Source organism: Roseateles sp. GW821-FHT09H11, from assembly GCF_059415845.1.
On the sequence record NZ_JBWKOA010000005.1, the window covers coordinates 382,760 to 399,300 of the forward strand.

Genomic DNA, 16,541 nt, shown 5'->3' on the forward strand with positions numbered 1-16,541 from the left:
AAGAAGAGGGACGGGATGCATGCACTTGTAAAGGCGCGACTACGGGCTTGCTCGGGGGCGCGCGGCGCCGTTCCGTCACGCAAGCCCTCCTAGAATCCGCGATCCTATGAGTACCCTGCTCATCCTCCTGCCGGCCAGCCCGCCTCAGAACGGTGCCGCCCCGCACGACTACGAATTCTGGTTCAGCCACGACGCGCAGGCGCCGGCCCACGCACGCGGGCACGGCCAGCGCGCCGCGCTGGCCGCGATGCCGCCCGCCGACCGCGTGATGCTGCTGCTCGGCGACGACCAGGTCAGTTGGCTCCCCGCGCAATTGCCCAAGATCAAGGGCGCAAAGTTGCGCAGCGCCGTCGTCGGCGTGATGGAGGATCACCTGCTCGAGGACCCCGATCGGCTGCACCTCGCGCTGATGGAAAGTTCCGGCACCGAGGGCCAGTCGCACTGGATCGCCGTGACCGCGCGCGAACCGCTGCGCGCGCATCTGCAGGCGATGGAAGCCGCCGGTCTGCTGGTGGAGTCGCTGCTGCCGCTGTCGTGGCCGCAGACCGCCGGCGGCACGGAGGGCGGGCACATCCACGCCGGCTCCGATGACCGCGCCCGGCTGCGCGTCTCGCGCGTCGACGGCGTGGCCACCTTCCCGCTGGACAGCGGCGGGCTGCGCGGTTGGCTCGGCGAGGACTGGTGGACGAACGCACCGGTGACCGCGAGCCCCGCCGCCTCGGCGGTGGCCGAGCAGTGGCTGGGTCGCCCGGTGGGCGTCCTCAACGACACCGAGCGCGCCTGGGCGGCCCGCGAGGCACCGATCAACCTGCTGCAGTTCGACCTGACCCCGCGCCGGCGCGGCTGGCAGCGCGTCCACCAGGCGTGGCAGACGCTGCAGACGCCGGCCTGGCGGCCGTTCCGCTGGGGCGTCATCGGCCTGATCGCCGTGCAGGTCATCGGCTTGAACGCGATGGCGTGGCAACAAGGCCGCGCCATCGATGCGCGCAAGGCCGAGCAGGAAGCGCTGCTGCGACAAGCCTTCCCGCAGGTCCGCGTGGTTCGCGACGCCCGCGCACAGATGGTCCGCGAGACCGAGGCCCTGCGCGGCAGCGCCGGCCAGGTCGGCCCCGGCGACCTCGAGGACCTGCTCGGCGCCGTGGCGCGCGTGTGGCCGCAAGGCGAGCCGCCGCTGCCCAACGTCCGTTTCGAACAGGGCCGGCTGCAACTCGCCGGACTCTCGCCCCCGCAACGCGCGCAACTGCGCGAGCGGCTGGGCCAGGACCCCGCACTGCGGGTCGCCGAGGACGGCGACACGCTCCAACTCAGCCTGCGACCCGACAACCGATGAACGCCCTCACGACCATGCAACGGGACCTCCGGGCCCGCTGGCAGGCCGCCACGCCGCGCGAACGTCTGATCGCGCGGGCGACCGCCGCGATCGTCGGCCTGCTGCTGCTCTGGCTGATCGCGCTGGCGCCGGCCTGGGCCACGTTGCGCAAGGCGCCGGGCGAGATCGACCGGCTTGATCGCGAGCTTCAGCAGATGCGGGCAATGGCTCAGCAGACGCAGGCTTTGAAGCAAGCCGTGCCGGTCTCGGCCGAGCAGTCGATGACCGCGCTGCGGGCCGCGACGGCCCGCCTCGGCCCGGCCGCCGAACTGACGATCAACGGCACGCAGGCGCAGTTGCGGCTGCGCGGCGTGCCCGGCGGCGCGCTGGCGATGTGGCTCGGCGAGGCGCGCCAGGGCGCGCGCGCCCGGCCTCAGGAAGCCGAGCTGCAGAACGGTCCGCAGGGTTTCAGCGGTCGCCTGACGGTGCTGCTGCCCGCAGCGGCGGGGAACTGAGCCATGTCGCGACAACAACGCTTCATGGAGTCGGCTTTCATGCAGTCGGCCTTCATGCTCCTGGCCGCTCCGGGCAAGGCCGTGGCGCTGGTCCGCACCGATCGCGGCGCCATGCGCTGGGCGTTGGCCGGCGCCGTGCTGGGCCTGCTGACCGCGGTCGTGGTCTGGGCCCCGGCGGCCTGGCTGGCGAAGGCGGTGGCCTCGGCCACGAATGAACGGCTGCTGCTCGCCGACGCGCGCGGCAGCCTCTGGAACGGCAGCGCGCGCGTGATCCTGAGCCCGGGCGAAGGCAGCCGCGATGCGAGCGAACTGCCGCAACGGCTGGGCTGGTCGCTGCGCCCGGCGTGGATCGACGGCGGACTGGCCATGCGGCTGACGCTGGACCAGTCCTGCTGCATCAAGCCCGGCGTCCCGTTGACGGCGAGCTTCGGCATGGACCGGGTCACCGTGCGCCTGCCCGACGCCACGCCCGAGCAGCCGTGGATCCGCTGGCCGGCCGCCTGGCTCGCCGGGCTCGGCACGCCGTGGAACACGCTGGCACCGGACGGCGTCATCGCCGTCAGCTCGCAGGGCTTCGTCTTCGAGGGCCGGGGCAAGACGGTCAAGGTGAACGGCATGGCCCAGGTCGAGCTGCGCGACTTCTCCTCGCGCCTGGCGCAGGTGACGCCGCTGGGCAGCTACCGGATGGGGCTCGTGGGCGGCAGCGAGGCGCCGCAACTGATCCTGACCACGATCCAGGGCCCGCTGCAACTGAGCGGCCAGGGGAGCCTGGGCGCGACGCGGACGCAATTCCGGGGCGAGGCGACAGCCGCGCCGGGCAGCGAAGCCGCATTGGCCAATTTGTTGAACATCATCGGGCGCCGCAACGGTGCGCGCTCGATCATCTCGGTGGGATGAGCATGAACAAGCACATGATGCGACCGACGGCGCTGGGCGTCGCGATCACCCTGATCGCGGGCAGCCTGCCGATGCAGGCCGGCGCACAGTCGAATCAGCAGCAGAACCGCCGACAGCCGGCCGTGCGCGCGAGCACGCCGGTCACGCTGAACTTCGTCAACACCGACATCGAGGCGGTGTCGCGCGCGATGTCCGCCGCGCTGGGCAAGCCGATCCTGGTCGATCCGCGGGTCAAGGGCACGATGACGCTGACGGCCGAACAGCCGGTGCCGGTGCAGGAGGCCTACCTGAGCTACCTCGCCTCGCTGCGCGGCATGGGCTTCGCGATGGTCGAGACGGGCGGACTGCTGAAGCTCGTGCCCGAAGCCGAAGCCAAGCTGCAGACCGGCGCGGTGACGATCGCCGGCGAGTCGCGCACGCGCGGCGACCAGGTCGTGACGCAGATCTTCAAGCTCAGCCATGAGAACGCGAACAACCTGGTCGCGGTGCTGCGTCCGCTGATCACCCCGAACAACACGATCAACGCGAACCCGGGCAACAACAGCCTGGTCATCACCGACTACGCCGACAACCTGCAGCGGATCAGCCGCATCGTCGCGGCGCTGGACCAGCCGTCCAACACCGACATCGAGGTGATCCCGCTGCGCAACGCGGTGGCCTCGGACATCGTCCAGCTGGTGCAGCGGCTGTCGGACGGCGGCGGCGGCACGCAGGGCGTCCAGGTGCAGGGGGGCGCCGGCGGCGGCAGCGGCAGCGTGATGGCCGATCCGCGCAGCAACGCGCTGATCGTGCGCGCGGCCAATCCGGCCAAGCTGATGCAGCTGCGCGCGATGATCGCCAAGCTGGACCAGCCCAGCAGCGACACCGGCGGCAGCATCCGCGTGATCTACCTGAAGAACGCGGACGCGGTGCGTCTGGCCACGGTGCTGCGCGCGGCCTACACGAACAACGCGGGCCCGGGCGCGGGCGGCTCCAGCAGCGGCCAGGGCGGCACCGGCAGCTTCGCCGGCGCGCAGACCGGCAGCGCGGGACAGTCCGGCGGCTTCGCGGGCAACAGCTCGTCGTTTGGCGGCAGTTCGTCGAGTTCGGGCACGAGCGGGTCGGGCGGCAGCGGCGGCACCTCCACGCAGGTCAGCCAGACCGCGCAGGTCAGCACGGGCGGCTTCGTCCAGGCCGACCCCGCGACCAACTCGCTGATCATCACGGCGCCCGAGCCGATGTACCGCCAGATCCGCGCGGTCGTCGAGCAGCTCGACACGCGCCGCGCGCAGGTCTACGTCGAGGCGCTGATCGTGAAGGTCGATGCCAGCAAGGCCGGCCAGTTCGGCGTGCAGTTCCAGCAGCTCTTCGGCGAAGGCGCCATCGGCACCAACTTCGGCACCGGCTTCTCGAACATCCTGAACCTGACGGCCGCCACGGCCGGCGGCACCACGGGCGTCAGCAGCGCGATCTCGAGCGGGACGATCCCGACCGGCCTGAACGTCGGCATCATCAAGAAGGTCGGCAGCCTCTACACGCTGGGCGCCATCGCCAACGTGCTCGGCTCGGTGTCCGGGACCAACGTGCTGTCCACGCCGTCGCTGATCGTGCAGGACAACGAGGAAGCCGACCTGCTGATCGGCAGCAACGTGCCGGTGCTGACCGGCAACTCGACCACGACGTCGGGCACGACCACCAGCCCGTTCCAGACCTTCGAGCGTCGCGACGTCGGCCTGCGGCTGAAGGTGCGCGCCACCGTCGGCGAGAACGGCACGGTGCGCATGAAGGCGTATCAGGAGAACTCCAGCGTGGTGGCCTCGGTCAACTCGGCCACGCAGGGTCCGACCTTCGACAAGAGCGCGGTGGAGACCTCGGTGACGCTGGAGGACGGCCAGGTGCTGGTGCTCGGCGGCATGCTCAAGGACGAATACACCGACGGCGAGGACAAGGTTCCCGGCCTGGGCGACATCCCCATCCTGGGCAACCTGTTCAAGAACCAGAGCCGCAAGCGGGTCAAGTCCAACCTGATGATCTTCCTGCGTCCGGTGGTGCTGCGCACGCCGGAAAGCGCCGCGGCGCTGACGATGGACCGCTACGACGCGATCCGCGCCTACCAGCAGGAATCGCAGCCGAAGAGCACGCTGGTGCTGCCCGAGACCGGCGCCCCGCTGCTGCCGGAGAAGCCGGCCTCGACGCCGGGCGGCACGCTGCCCCAGCAGTTGCCGCTGCCGGTGTACCCGGCGTCGTCGCCGGTGCCGGGACCAGCCACGCCGAGCAACACCCCGCCGAGCAACCCGCAAGGCCGCTGAGCCCGGAGCGATCATGGCCAGCCGCCATCCCCTTCCCTACGCCGTCGCCAAGGCGCAGCACCTGCTGATCGAGGACGACGGCCAGCAGCGCACGCTGTGGGCCTCGCCGGCGCTGACGCTGCCGGTGCTGTCCGAGCTGCAGCGCGTCTACGCGCCGTCGCGCATCGAATGCCTGAGCGTCGCCGAACTCTCGACGCGCATCCAGGCCGCCTACGCGGGCGGCGAGGACAACGCGGCGCTGGTGATCGGCGAGGTCGAGAACGCCGTCGACCTGTCGCGCCTGATGCAGGACCTGCCGGCGGTCGAGGACCTGCTGGAAGCCGCCGACGACGCACCGATCATCCGGATGCTCAACGCGCTGCTGACGCAGGCCGCGAACAACGGCGCGAGCGACATCCACATCGAACCCTACGAGCGCGAGAGCTCGGTGCGCTTCCGCGTCGACGGCACGCTGCGCGAGGTCGTGCGGCCGAACCGCGCGTTGCACGCGGCGCTGATCTCGCGCCTGAAGATCATGGCGGAGCTCGACATCGCCGAGAAGCGTCTGCCGCAGGACGGCCGGATCTCGCTGCGCATCGGCGGCCGCGCGATCGACGTGCGCGTGAGCACGCTGCCGTCGGCGCACGGCGAACGCGCCGTGCTGCGTCTGCTGGACAAGTCGGAATCACGCTTCACGCTGTCGGCGCTGGGCATGGACGGCGAGCGGCTGGAGCGTTTCCAGCGCGTCGTGCAGCAGCCGCACGGCATCGTGCTGGTGACGGGTCCGACGGGCTCGGGCAAGACGACGACGCTGTACGCGGCGCTGCAGACGGTGGACACGTCGACGACGAACGTGCTGACCGTCGAGGACCCGATCGAATACGAGCTGCCCGGCATCGGGCAGACGCAGGTGAACTCGCGGATCGACCTGACCTTCGCGAAGGCACTGCGCGCGATCCTGCGCCAGGATCCGGACGTGATCATGATCGGCGAAATCCGCGATTACGAGACCGCGCAGATCGCGATCCAGGCCTCGTTGACGGGTCACCTGGTGCTCGCGACGCTGCACACGAACGACGCAGTGAGCGCGGTGACGCGTCTGACCGACATGGGCGTGGAGCCCTTCCTGCTGAGCTCCTCGCTGCTGGGCGTGCTGGCGCAGCGGCTGGTGCGCAAGCTGTGCCCGGTGTGCAAGTCGTCGGAGCCGCTGCCCGGCGGCGGCGTGCGTTACCACCCGGTGGGCTGCCCGGCCTGCTCGAGCAGCGGCTACAAGGGCCGCACCGGTGTGTACGAATTGATGGTGTGCGACGACGCGATCCGCAGCCTGATCCACAACCAGGCGGCGGAGTCCGAGTTGCTGGCCGCGGCGCGCGCCAACGGCCTGCGCTCGATGCGCGAGGACGGCGACCGGCTGGTGGCCACGGGCATCACGTCCGAAGAGGAAGTGCTGCGGGTCACGCGCGAGTGATCGCGGCGATGACACGGACGCACGAGCAGTAGAGACACGAGGTTCCGAGCGATGCCCGCCTTCAAGTACGACGCCCTGGACGCGTCCGGCAAAGCCCGCCAGGGCCTGCTGGAGGCCGACACCCTGAAAGCCGCGCGCTCGCAGTTGCGGGCGCAGGGGCTGGTGCCGATGGAGGTGAAGGCGGTGGCGGCGCAGCCGGGCAAGCAGTCGCGCTTCGCGCGGCGCGCGTTCAAGGCGGCGGGGCTGGCGGTGTGGACGCGACAGCTGGCGGGACTGGTGTCGGCGGGTCTGCCGCTGGAACGCTCGATGGCGGCGCTGGCCGATGAAGCCGAGGATCCGCGCCAGCGCGAGCTGATGTCGCAGCTGAAGGCGGAGGTCAATGCGGGCTCGTCCTTCGCACGGGCGTTGGCCACCGCGCCGCGCGAGTTCGACGACGTCTACCGCGCGGTGGTCGCCGCGGGCGAGCAGAGCGGAGCGCTCGGCCCCGTGCTGGAGAGCCTGGCGGACGACCTCGAGGAACAGCAGCGGCTGCGCTCGGAACTCTTCGGTGCGCTGGCGTATCCGGTGATCGTCTGCATCATCGCGGTGCTGGCGGTGAGCTTCCTGCTGACCTACGTGGTGCCGCAGGTGGCGGCGGTGTTCACGCAGACGCGCCAGACGCTGCCGCTGCTGACGCGGATCATGATGGGCATCTCCGACGTGCTCCGGAACTGGGGGCTGCTGATCGTGATCGTCGTCGTCGGCGGCGTCATCGGCATGCGACAGATCCTCAAGCGCGAAGGGCCGCGTCAGCGCTTCGACGCGGCGTTCCTGAACCTGCCGCTGCTGGGTCGGCTTGCACGCGGCTACAACGCGGCGCGTTTCTCGGGCACGCTGGCGATGCTGGCGGGCGCGGGCGTGCCGATCCTGAAGGCGCTGCAGGCCGCGGCGGAGACGCTGTCCAACCAGGCGATGCGCGCGGACGCGATGGATGCGCTGGCGCAGGTCCGCGAAGGCGCGCCGCTGGGCGCGGCGTTGGCGGGGAAGAAGCGCTTCCCGGGCCTGCTCTCGATGTTTGCACGACTGGGCGAGCAGACGGGTCAACTGCCCGACATGCTGCAGCGCGCGGCGAAGCAACTCGGCAATGAAGTGAAGCGCCGCGCGATGACGCTGGCCACGCTGCTGGAACCGCTGCTGATCGTCGCGATGGGCGGCGTGGTGATGCTGATCGTGCTGTCGGTGCTGCTGCCGATCATCGACATGAACAAGCTGGCGGCGCAGTAAGGCTTGCCATCGGCGCACGCGCCGATGCCTCGAGGTCGGGCGGCGGCCTATCATCCCGCCCATGCCCGCCTCTCTCGACGGCCGCCTGGTGGTGGCCCTTTCCTCCCGCGCGCTGTTCGACTTCGAAGAGGAGAACCAGCTCTTCGAGGACAGCGACGACCGCGCCTACATGCGCCTGCAGCAGCAGCGCCTGGATGAGCCGGCAAAACCCGGCACCGCGTTCTCCCTCGTGCGCAAGCTGCTCGCGTTCAACGTGGCCGGCGAGACGCCCCGCGTCGAGGTCGTCGTGCTGTCGCGCAACGACCCGATCTCCGGCATGCGCGTGTTCCGCTCCGCGCAGCATTACGGACTGAACATCGAACGCGGCGTCTTCACCCGCGGCCACAGTCCGTGGCGCTATCTGAAGCCGCTCAAGGCGCAGCTCTTCCTCTCCGCCAACGAGGACGATGTGCGATCAGCGCTCATCGCGGGCGTTGCCGCGGCCCGTGTTTTCCCGCAGTCGGCGCGCGCCTCCGCCGCCTATCCCGATGAGCTCCGCATCGCCTTCGACGGCGACGCCGTGCTCTTCTCCGACGAGGCCGAACAGATCTACCAGCGCGACGGCCTCGACGCCTTCCAGGAACACGAGATCGCCCGCAAGCTGACCCCGCTCCCCGCCGGTCCGTTCAAGCAGGTGCTGCATGAGCTCCAGCGTCTGCAGGCCGCGCCCGCCGTGCCGATGCGCCTGCGCACCGCCCTGGTCACCGCCCGCAGCGCGCCCGCCCACGAGCGCGCCATCCGCACGCTGATGGACTGGGACGTCGAGGTCGACGAGGCCATGTTCCTCGGCGGCCTGCCCAAGGGCGAATTCCTCCGGGAGTTCGAGCCCGACTTCTTCTTCGACGACCAGCACGGCCACGTCCAGAACGCCGTCCCGCACGTGCCCGCCGGGCACGTGGCCATGGGGGTGACGAATCGCTGACGCCGATCGCGGCGCCAGAATCCGCGCCGCATGACTTCCGGCAGCCGTCAGGCCGGGCCCCTTCCCCTTCACGTTCCGACGCTCCGTCCCGGACTCCCACAAGGAAGACTTCCGATGCGCATCACGCTCCGTCGCCTGGCCATCGCCACGGCCTGCTCGATGGCCACCCTCGCCATCGCCGCCGAATCCACCGCGACCTCGGCCGCCGCCGCCGGAACGGCGGATGCCGTCGCCCGCAGCACGCCGGCCCGGCCCGCCCTCGTCGACCCGTCGCTCGGTTTCTATCGCCAGCCCGCGCTGCGCGGCGACCGCCTGGTGTTCGTCGCGGAAGGCGATCTCTGGCAGGCCAACGTCGGAGGCGGCACCGCGCAGCGCCTGACCACGCACGGCGGCGCGGAGACCTTCCCGGCCGTCTCGCCCGACGGCCGCTGGATCGCCTTCGTCGGCCAGCAGGAATCCGCCGGCGACGTCTTCGTGATGCCCGCGGCCGGCGGCATCGCCCGCCGCCTGACCTGGGACACCGGCGCCGTGCGCGTCTGGGGCATCACCGCCGACAACGAGGTGCTCTACTCCGGCGCCACCGAACGCGGCGAGCCCGGCACCCAGCTGCACCTGGTCTCCCTCACCAGCGGCCTGCATCGCGCGCTGCCGGTCGGTCAGGCCAGCGACGGCGCGTTGAGCCCTGACGGCAAGACCCTCTACTTCACCCGCAACGGCCTGCGCGGCGACAACGCGCGCCAGTACCGCGGCGGCGCCCTCGCCCGGCTGTGGGTGATGGATCTCGCCGGCACCGCCGAGGCCCGGCCGCTGCTGCCCGAAGGCGCCAACGACCGCCGCCCGATGCCCTACAAGGACGCGTCCGGCACCGCCCGTGTCGCCTTCCTCTCCGACCGCGACGGCACCTACAACCTGTGGTCGGTGAAGGCCGACGGCTCCGACCTGCGCCAGCACACCCGCCACAAGGGCTGGGACGTCCGCCATGCCAGCCTGGACGGCGCGCAGGCGGTCTACGCGCTCGGAGCGGACCTCTACCGCGTCGACCTCGACGGCAGCACCGCCGAGCGGAAGATCGACCTCCGCCTGGCCGGCGACTACGACCAGCAGCGCAAGCGCTGGATCGCTCGTCCGCAGGACTTCCTGACCGGCGTCTCGCTCTCGCCCAACGGCGAGCAGGTCGTGCTGACCGCGCGCGGCCGCCTCGCCACGCAAGGCGTCGGCCCGCTGCGCCGCGCCGAACTGCCGATCCCCGCCTCCGCCGACGACGCCGGCCGCTGCCGCGACAGCGCCTTCAGCGGCGACAGCCGCGACGTCTTCGCGTTCTGCGACTTCAGCGGCGAATTCGAGATCTGGCGCTTCGCCGCGAACGGCACCGGCCAGCCCAGGCAGATCACCGAAGGCGCCACCGTGCTGCGTCGCAGCCTGTCGCCGTCGCCCGACGGCCGCTGGATCGCGCACACCGACAAGGAAGGCCGGCTCTTCCTCACCGACCTCAAGAACCCCGCCCGCGCCGCCGCGACGCGCGAGGTCGACCACGACACGCTCGGCGACGGCGCCGCGGCGCTGAGCTGGTCGGCGGACGGCAAGTCCCTCGCCTTCGTCCGCACCACGGCGAACCCGTACCGCGAGCAGCTGATGCTGCTCACCGTCGCCGACGGCAAGGTCCATCAGCTCGGCAGCGATCGCTACGCCGCCACCGCGCCGGCCTTCAGCCCCGACGGTCAATGGCTGTACTTCCTGTCGCGTCGCACCTTCAGCGTGACCGGCAACCCCGGCCCCTGGGGCGACCGCAACATGGGTCCCTACTTCGACAAGGGCTGGAAGATCTACGCGATCGCACTGCAGCCGAACCTGCGCTTCCCGTTCGCCGCGCCGGATGAACTCCAAGGCATGAAGGCCAAGGAAGAAGCCGAGATCCGCGAGCAGGAGAAGGACAAGCCCGACAACAAGGAGTCCAAGCAGAAGGTCGAGGAAGCCAAGGCCGACGCGGCCAAGGAAGCCAAGCCTGCCGCCGCGAAGGGCGGCAAGCCCGAGATCCAGATCCCGGGCCTGGCGCTGCGCCTGTACGAGGTCCCGGCCGCCGCCGGCAACTACAGCGGCCTGGCGGTCGACTCCAAGCGCCTGTATGTGCAGGAAGGCACCGCCTTGCGCCAGCTGCCGATCGGTCCGCAGGAGACCAAGATCGAGACCTTCGCCGACGGCGTCGCCGCCTGGGACCTGAGCGCCGACGGCAAGAAGTTGATGATCCGCCGCTCGGCCGCGCCGGGCACCGCGCCCGAGATCCTGATCGTCGACGCCGGTCCGAAGCTGCCGGGCGATCTGGACAAGTCGCGCGTGCGCTGGTCCGACTGGCAGATCGCGGTCGACCCGAAGGCCGAATGGCGCCAGATGTTCAACGACGCCTGGCGCATGCAGCGCGATTTCTTCTACGACAAGGACATGCACGGCGTGGACTGGGTCGCCATGCGCGCCAAGTACTTCCCGCTGACGGAGCGCGTCACCGAGCGCGGCGAACTCGCCGAGCTGATGGCGCAGATGGTCGGCGAACTCAGCCTGCTGCACAGCCAGGTCGCCCCGGGCGAACTCCGCAAGGGCGCCGAGGAACCCGGCTACGCCGGCCTGGGCGCGCAGCTCGAGCGCGATCCCAAGGGCAACGGCTGGAAGATCACGCGCATCTTCGCCGGCGATCCGGAGTTGCCGTCGGAGGCCGGCCCGCTCGCCGCGCCCGGCCTCAACATCGCCGAAGGCGCCGTGATCACGCAGATCAACGGACGCAAGGCCCAGTCGGTGCCGGATCCCAGCGAGCTGATGCGCGGCCAGGCCGGCAAGCAGGTGCTGCTGCAGATCCGCGAGCCCTCCGGCAAGGAACGCCCGGTCGTCGTGACGCCGGTCGACCTGCGCCGCGAAAGCCAGTTGCGTGTCAACGACTGGCGCTTCAGCCGCGCCAAGCTTGTCGACAAGGGCGGCGACGGCAAGATCGGCTACCTGCACCTGCGTGCGATGACCCGCGACGACATCGGCGATTTCGTCCGCGAGTTCTACGCGCAGAGCGAGCGCGAAGGCCTGATCATCGACGTCCGCCACAACAACGGCGGCAACATCGACAGCTGGATCCTGCAGACGCTGCTGCGCCGCGCCTGGGCCTTCTGGCAGCCGCGCTCGCCGTACGGCAGCAAGCCGTATCCGAACATGCAGCAGGTGTTCCGCGGCAAGGTCGTCGTGATCGCCAACGAGGAGACCTACTCCGACGGCGAGACCTTCTCCGAAGGCTTCAAGCGCCTGGGCCTGGGTCCCGTCATCGGCAAGACGACCTCGGGGGCAGGCGTGTGGCTGTCCGACCAGAACCGGCTGATGGACAACGGCCTGATGCGCGCCGCGGAGAACGGCCAGATCACCGTCGACGGACAGTTCCTCGTCGAGGGCAAGGGCGTGACGCCGGACATCGAGGTCGACAACCCGCCACGGGCGACCGCCAACGGGCAGGATGCTCAGCTCGATGCCGCCATCGCCTGGCTGAAGGACGCGATCGCGAAGGATCCGATCAAGACGCCCAAGCCGGGGCCGTATCTGCGGCCGATCAAGCAGTGACCTGCGCAAACAGAAACGGGAGGCCTTGGCCTCCCGTTTTTCGTTGGCGTCGCGCGTTCAGCTCAGCGTCACGCGCGCGAACTGGCGCTTGCCAACCTGCAGCACCATCGTGCCGGCCTCGACCTTCAAGGCCTTGTCGCTGATGGTCACGCCGTCGATCTTGACGCCGCCCTGCTCGATCTTGCGGTTGCCCTCGCCGTTCGACGGCACCAGGTTCGCCGCCTTCAGCAGTGCGGCGATGCCCATCGGCGCACCGCTCAGCGACAGCTCGGGAATGTCGTCCGGAATGCCGCCGCGGGCGCGGTTGTTGAAGTCGGCCTCCGCGTCTTCCGCCGCCTGCGCGCTGTGGAAACGCGCGGTGATCTCCTTGGCGAGCATCACCTTCGCTTCCTTCGGATTGCGCCCGCCCTCGACCTCGCGCTTCAGCGCGGCGATCTCCTCGATCGACTTGAAACTCAGCAGGTCGAACCACTTCCACATCTGCACGTCGCTGATCGACAGGATCTTGGCGAACATGCCGTTGGCCGGCTCGGTGATGCCGACGTAGTTGTTCTTGGACTTGGACATCTTCTCGACGCCGTCCAGCCCTTCCAGCAGCGGCATCGTCAGGATGCACTGCGACTCCTGGCCGTACTCGGCCTGCAGATGGCGGCCCATCAGCAGGTTGAACTTCTGGTCGGTGCCGCCGAGCTCCAGGTCGGACTTCAGCGCGACCGAGTCGTAGCCCTGCATCAGCGGGTAGAGGAACTCGTGCACCGAGATCGGCGTGCCGGCGGCGTAGCGCTTGGTGAAGTCGTCGCGCTCCATCATGCGGGCCACCGTGTACTTCGCGGCCAGCTGGATCAGGCCGCGCGCGCCCAGCGGGTCGCTCCATTCGCTGTTGTAGCGGATCTCGGTGCGCGCCGGATCCAGCACCAGGCTGGCCTGCTTGTAGTAGGTCTCGGCGTTGTGCTTGATCTGCTCCGGCGTCAGCGGCGGGCGCGTCGCGTTGCGGCCGGACGGGTCGCCGATCATCGAGGTGAAGTCGCCGATCAGGAAGATCACCTGGTGCCCCAGGTCCTGCAGCTGGCGCATCTTGTTCAGCACCACCGTGTGGCCGACGTGGATGTCGGGCGCCGTCGGGTCCAGGCCCAGCTTGATCCGCAAGGGCTGGCCGGTGGCCTCGGAGCGCGCCAGCTTCTTCAGCCATTCGTCCTGCGGAAGCAATTCCTCGCAGCCGCGCAGGGATTGCTGCATTGCATGATGGACCCGGTCCGTGATCGGAAATTCAGGGGCCGACGCGGCGGGGGTTCGGATGTCAGACATGGCACTTCGGAGCCCGCACGGGCTTACGTAAAGTCTTGATTTACCGGGTTTTCTAGCATTTGTAACCCGGGCCCGCCGCTATACTTTCGGCTGTTTTTGCGGGGCGCGAGGAGGGCAATTCACATGCCTGACCTGTCGCTGCAACGCAAGACGGCGATTCTAGTGGACGCTCCTCGCAGCATCTGGACGCCCTTCAGGGCGTCCTTCGTTTTGCAGGCGCTGCGGATCTCCGGCACGGGCCGTTCGAGCCACGCGCTTTTGCAGGCGTGGCGGCGGGCGGCACTTTCTCAGGCTCCAGAAAAAGGTCTTCGGCGCGTGATGAATTGGAATGACGAATGGCAGCGCGTGCAGCGCACCCTCGCTCGCGCCGAATCCTTCGCGGCCAAACACCCGCGCGCCCTGACCGGCACCGTGGTCGGTGTCCTGAGCTGCTTCGCCGTGACCGCCTTCGGCGTCGCGCCGATGGCCCCTGACGCCGCGGACCTCCCGCAACGCGTCGTCTCCGAATCGATCCCGCTGCAGTCGCTGGACGAGCAACTGGCCGACCTGGCCGCGTTCGATCCGGGTCTCTCGCGCAGCGACGTCACCCGCGCCGCCGACACCGCCGATGCGCTGCTCAAGCGCATGGGCGCGTTCGACACGGCAGCAGCCGCCTTCCTGCGCACCGACGACACCGCCAAGAAGCTGCTGACCGGCCGTGTCGGCAAGCGCGTCCAGGTCGTCGCGACCGCCAGCGGCGAGGTGCAGTCCATCGTCGCCCGCTACGCCGCCGAAGCCAGCGAGCAGCTGGACACCCATTTCACCCGCCTGAGCATCACGCGCGAAGGCGACAAGTTCGTCTCCAAGCTCGAGACCGTGGCATACGAGACCCAGACACGCCTGGGCAGCGGGACGATCCAGTCCTCGCTGTTCGCCGCGACCGACGAGGCCAACGTGCCCGACGCGATCGCCACGCAGCTGGCGGACATGTTCTCGGGCGACATCGACTTCCACCGCGAACTGCGCAAGGGCGACCGCTTCTCGCTGGTCTACGAAACCCTGACCGCCGACGGCGAACCCATCACCTGGGGCAACCGTTCGGGCCGCCTGCTGGCCGCCGAGTTCGTGAACAACGGCAAGAGCTACCAGTCCGTGTTCTTCCGCGACCCGACCAGCGGCAAGAGCAACTACTACGGCTTCGACGGCGAGAGCAAGCGCCGCTCGTTCCTGGCGAGCCCGATGGAGTTCTCGCGCGTCACATCCGGCTTCGCGATGCGCTTCCATCCGATCCTGCAAACCTGGCGCCAGCATCAGGGCATCGACTACGGCGCACCGACCGGCACCGCGGTGCGCAGCGTCGGCGACGGCAACGTCGAGTTCGCGGGCTGGCAGAACGGCTTCGGCAACGTCATCCAGCTCAAGCACAGCGGCAACCGCATGACGGTCTACGCCCACCTGAGCCGGATCGACGTCAAGAAGGGCCAGAAGATCGAGCAAGGGCAGAAGATCGGCGCCGTCGGCTCGACCGGCTGGGCCACCGGGCCGCACTTGCACTTCGAATTCCGCGTCAACGGCAAGCAGCAGGATCCGCGTGTGATTGCCCGCGCCTCCGAGGCCGTCACGCTGCCCGCGACCGCCAAGGCCGCATTCAAGGCACAGGTCGCCAGCGCGAAGAACGCGCTCGAGGCTGCGGCCTCGATCCACGACGGCGTCGTCGGCGAGTAAGGCGTCCCGCGCTCGCCGCAAGCGCTCCGCTTCCCAGCCCCTTCGGCCATGACGACCTCCGGCGCCGAGCTCTACATCGGACTGATGTCCGGCACCTCGCTCGATGGTGTCGACGCGGTACTGGTACGCGCCGAGGCCAATGGTCGCGTTCACGCCCTCGCCCACGACTACCAGCCCTTCGGTCCAGAGCTGCGCGCGGAGCTGCTCGCGCTCAACAGCCCCGGTGACAACGAACTGCAGCGTGCCGCGCTCGCTGGCAACGCCGTGGCCCGCGCCTACGCGCAGGCCTGCCGATCACTGCTGATGTCCCAGCGACTGGCGCCGCAGGAAATCCGCGCGATCGGCGCGCACGGGCAGACGGTGCGGCACCGGCCCGGCGAGTTTGATGGCACCGGCTTCACGATCCAGCTGCTCAACGCCGCGCTGTTGGCCGAGCTCACCGGCATTGCCGTTGTCCACGATCTGCGCAGTCGCGACCTGGCGGTGGGGGGTCAGGGCGCGCCACTGGTGCCGGCCTTCCACCGCGCGGTACTGGGGCAGGACGGCACCGACATGGTCGTGCTGAACGTCGGCGGCATCAGCAATGTGAGCCTCCTTTGGGCCGACGGCCGCAGCGGCGGCTTCGACTGCGGCCCCGGCAACTGCCTGATGGACGGATGGATCCATCGCCATCAGGGCGCCGAATACGACGCCAGCGGCCAATGGGCCGCGCAGGGGCAGGTGCATGCGGGGTTGCTCGATGCGCTGCTGGCCGAGCCCTACTTCCGCCAGGCCCCGCCGCGCAGCACGGGGCGGGATCTGTTCCACCTCGGTTGGCTCGATGCCAGGATCGCGGCGCACGCGCCGCGTGTTTCCGCCGTTGATGTGCAGGCGACGTTGCTTGAGTTGAGCGCGCTTTGCGTCCTCGACAGTCTGGTCGCCTTCGCGCCGGGCGCATGGCGCGAGCTGCTCGTCTGCGGCGGTGGCGCGTTCAACGACACGCTGCTGAAGCGGCTGCAGGTGCTGCTGCCCACGGTGGCCGTCAGCACCACCGCGGCGAAGGGATTGCCACCGATGCAAGTCGAAGGCGCCGCCTTCGCATGGCTGGCCATGCGTCATGTGCGCGGGCTGCCCGGCAACCTGCCCGCAGTGACCGGCGCGTCGGGCCCTCGTGTGCTGGGCAGCTACACACCCGCCTGAGAACCTCGGAACAGGCTCCACACCCCAGAAACAACAAGACCGCCCGAAGGCGGTCTTTGTCATTCGGCCCGAGGGCCGGTGCATCCGA

General features: G+C 69.8%; 11 protein-coding genes. 10 read left to right on the forward strand and 1 reads right to left on the reverse strand.

What is annotated here, in order from left to right; translation table 11 throughout:
- Nucleotides 1-106 precede the first annotated feature (106 nt).
- The 8 genes from gspL (at nt 107) to AC07PR_RS18740 (ending at nt 12,265) form a co-directional block, all read left to right on the forward strand.
- A complete protein-coding gene (gene gspL, locus AC07PR_RS18705; protein ID WP_377160054.1) occupies nt 107-1,330 on the forward strand; it encodes a type II secretion system protein GspL in 1,224 nt (407 codons plus the stop codon).
- Nucleotides 1,327-1,824 carry a type II secretion system protein M gene (locus AC07PR_RS18710; protein WP_495136158.1) on the forward strand — a complete coding sequence of 166 codons (498 nt, stop codon included), beginning with the start codon at nt 1,327-1,329 and terminating at the stop codon, nt 1,822-1,824. The genes gspL and AC07PR_RS18710 overlap by 4 nt, the downstream gene beginning before the upstream one ends.
- Nucleotides 1,825-1,827: 3 nt before the next feature.
- Nucleotides 1,828-2,721, forward strand: a complete 894-nt coding sequence (gene gspN, locus AC07PR_RS18715; RefSeq protein ID WP_495136159.1) for a type II secretion system protein N — start codon at nt 1,828-1,830, stop codon at nt 2,719-2,721.
- A gap of 2 nt (nt 2,722-2,723) precedes the next feature.
- Nucleotides 2,724-5,009: a type II secretion system secretin GspD gene (gspD, locus tag AC07PR_RS18720; protein WP_377160048.1), complete on the forward strand. Its 2,286-nt coding sequence runs from the start codon at nt 2,724-2,726 to the stop codon at nt 5,007-5,009.
- Between the two features lie 13 nt (nt 5,010-5,022).
- Nucleotides 5,023-6,456, forward strand: coding sequence for a type II secretion system ATPase GspE (gene gspE / locus AC07PR_RS18725; RefSeq protein ID WP_495136160.1), 1,434 nt, complete (start codon nt 5,023-5,025; stop codon nt 6,454-6,456).
- 51 nt (nt 6,457-6,507) lie between these two features.
- Nucleotides 6,508-7,719, forward strand: a complete 1,212-nt coding sequence (gspF, locus tag AC07PR_RS18730; RefSeq protein ID WP_377160044.1) for a type II secretion system inner membrane protein GspF — start codon at nt 6,508-6,510, stop codon at nt 7,717-7,719.
- A 61-nt stretch (nt 7,720-7,780) separates the two neighbouring features.
- Nucleotides 7,781-8,680 (forward strand): 5'-nucleotidase, encoded by a 900-nt coding sequence (locus AC07PR_RS18735; RefSeq protein ID WP_377160042.1) that lies wholly within the window; start codon nt 7,781-7,783, stop codon nt 8,678-8,680.
- 114 nt (nt 8,681-8,794) lie between these two features.
- Nucleotides 8,795-12,265 (forward strand): S41 family peptidase, encoded by a 3,471-nt coding sequence (locus tag AC07PR_RS18740; protein ID WP_495136161.1) that lies wholly within the window; start codon nt 8,795-8,797, stop codon nt 12,263-12,265.
- A gap of 57 nt (nt 12,266-12,322) precedes the next feature.
- Here the strand turns inward: AC07PR_RS18740 and tyrS are convergent, their stop codons facing one another.
- Nucleotides 12,323-13,501 carry a tyrosine--tRNA ligase gene (gene tyrS, locus AC07PR_RS18745; protein WP_377161720.1) on the reverse strand — a complete coding sequence of 393 codons (1,179 nt, stop codon included), beginning with the start codon at nt 13,499-13,501 and terminating at the stop codon, nt 12,323-12,325.
- A 387-nt stretch (nt 13,502-13,888) separates the two neighbouring features.
- Here tyrS and AC07PR_RS18750 point away from each other — a divergent pair, with 387 nt between their 5' ends.
- Both AC07PR_RS18750 and AC07PR_RS18755 read left to right on the forward strand, forming a co-directional pair.
- Nucleotides 13,889-15,274, forward strand: a complete 1,386-nt coding sequence (locus tag AC07PR_RS18750; protein ID WP_483107875.1) for a M23 family metallopeptidase — start codon at nt 13,889-13,891, stop codon at nt 15,272-15,274.
- Nucleotides 15,275-15,322: 48 nt separating this feature from the next.
- Entirely contained in the window at nt 15,323-16,453 is a 1,131-nt protein-coding gene (locus AC07PR_RS18755; RefSeq protein WP_495136162.1) for an anhydro-N-acetylmuramic acid kinase, read from the forward strand.
- Nucleotides 16,454-16,541: the final 88 nt, after the last annotated feature.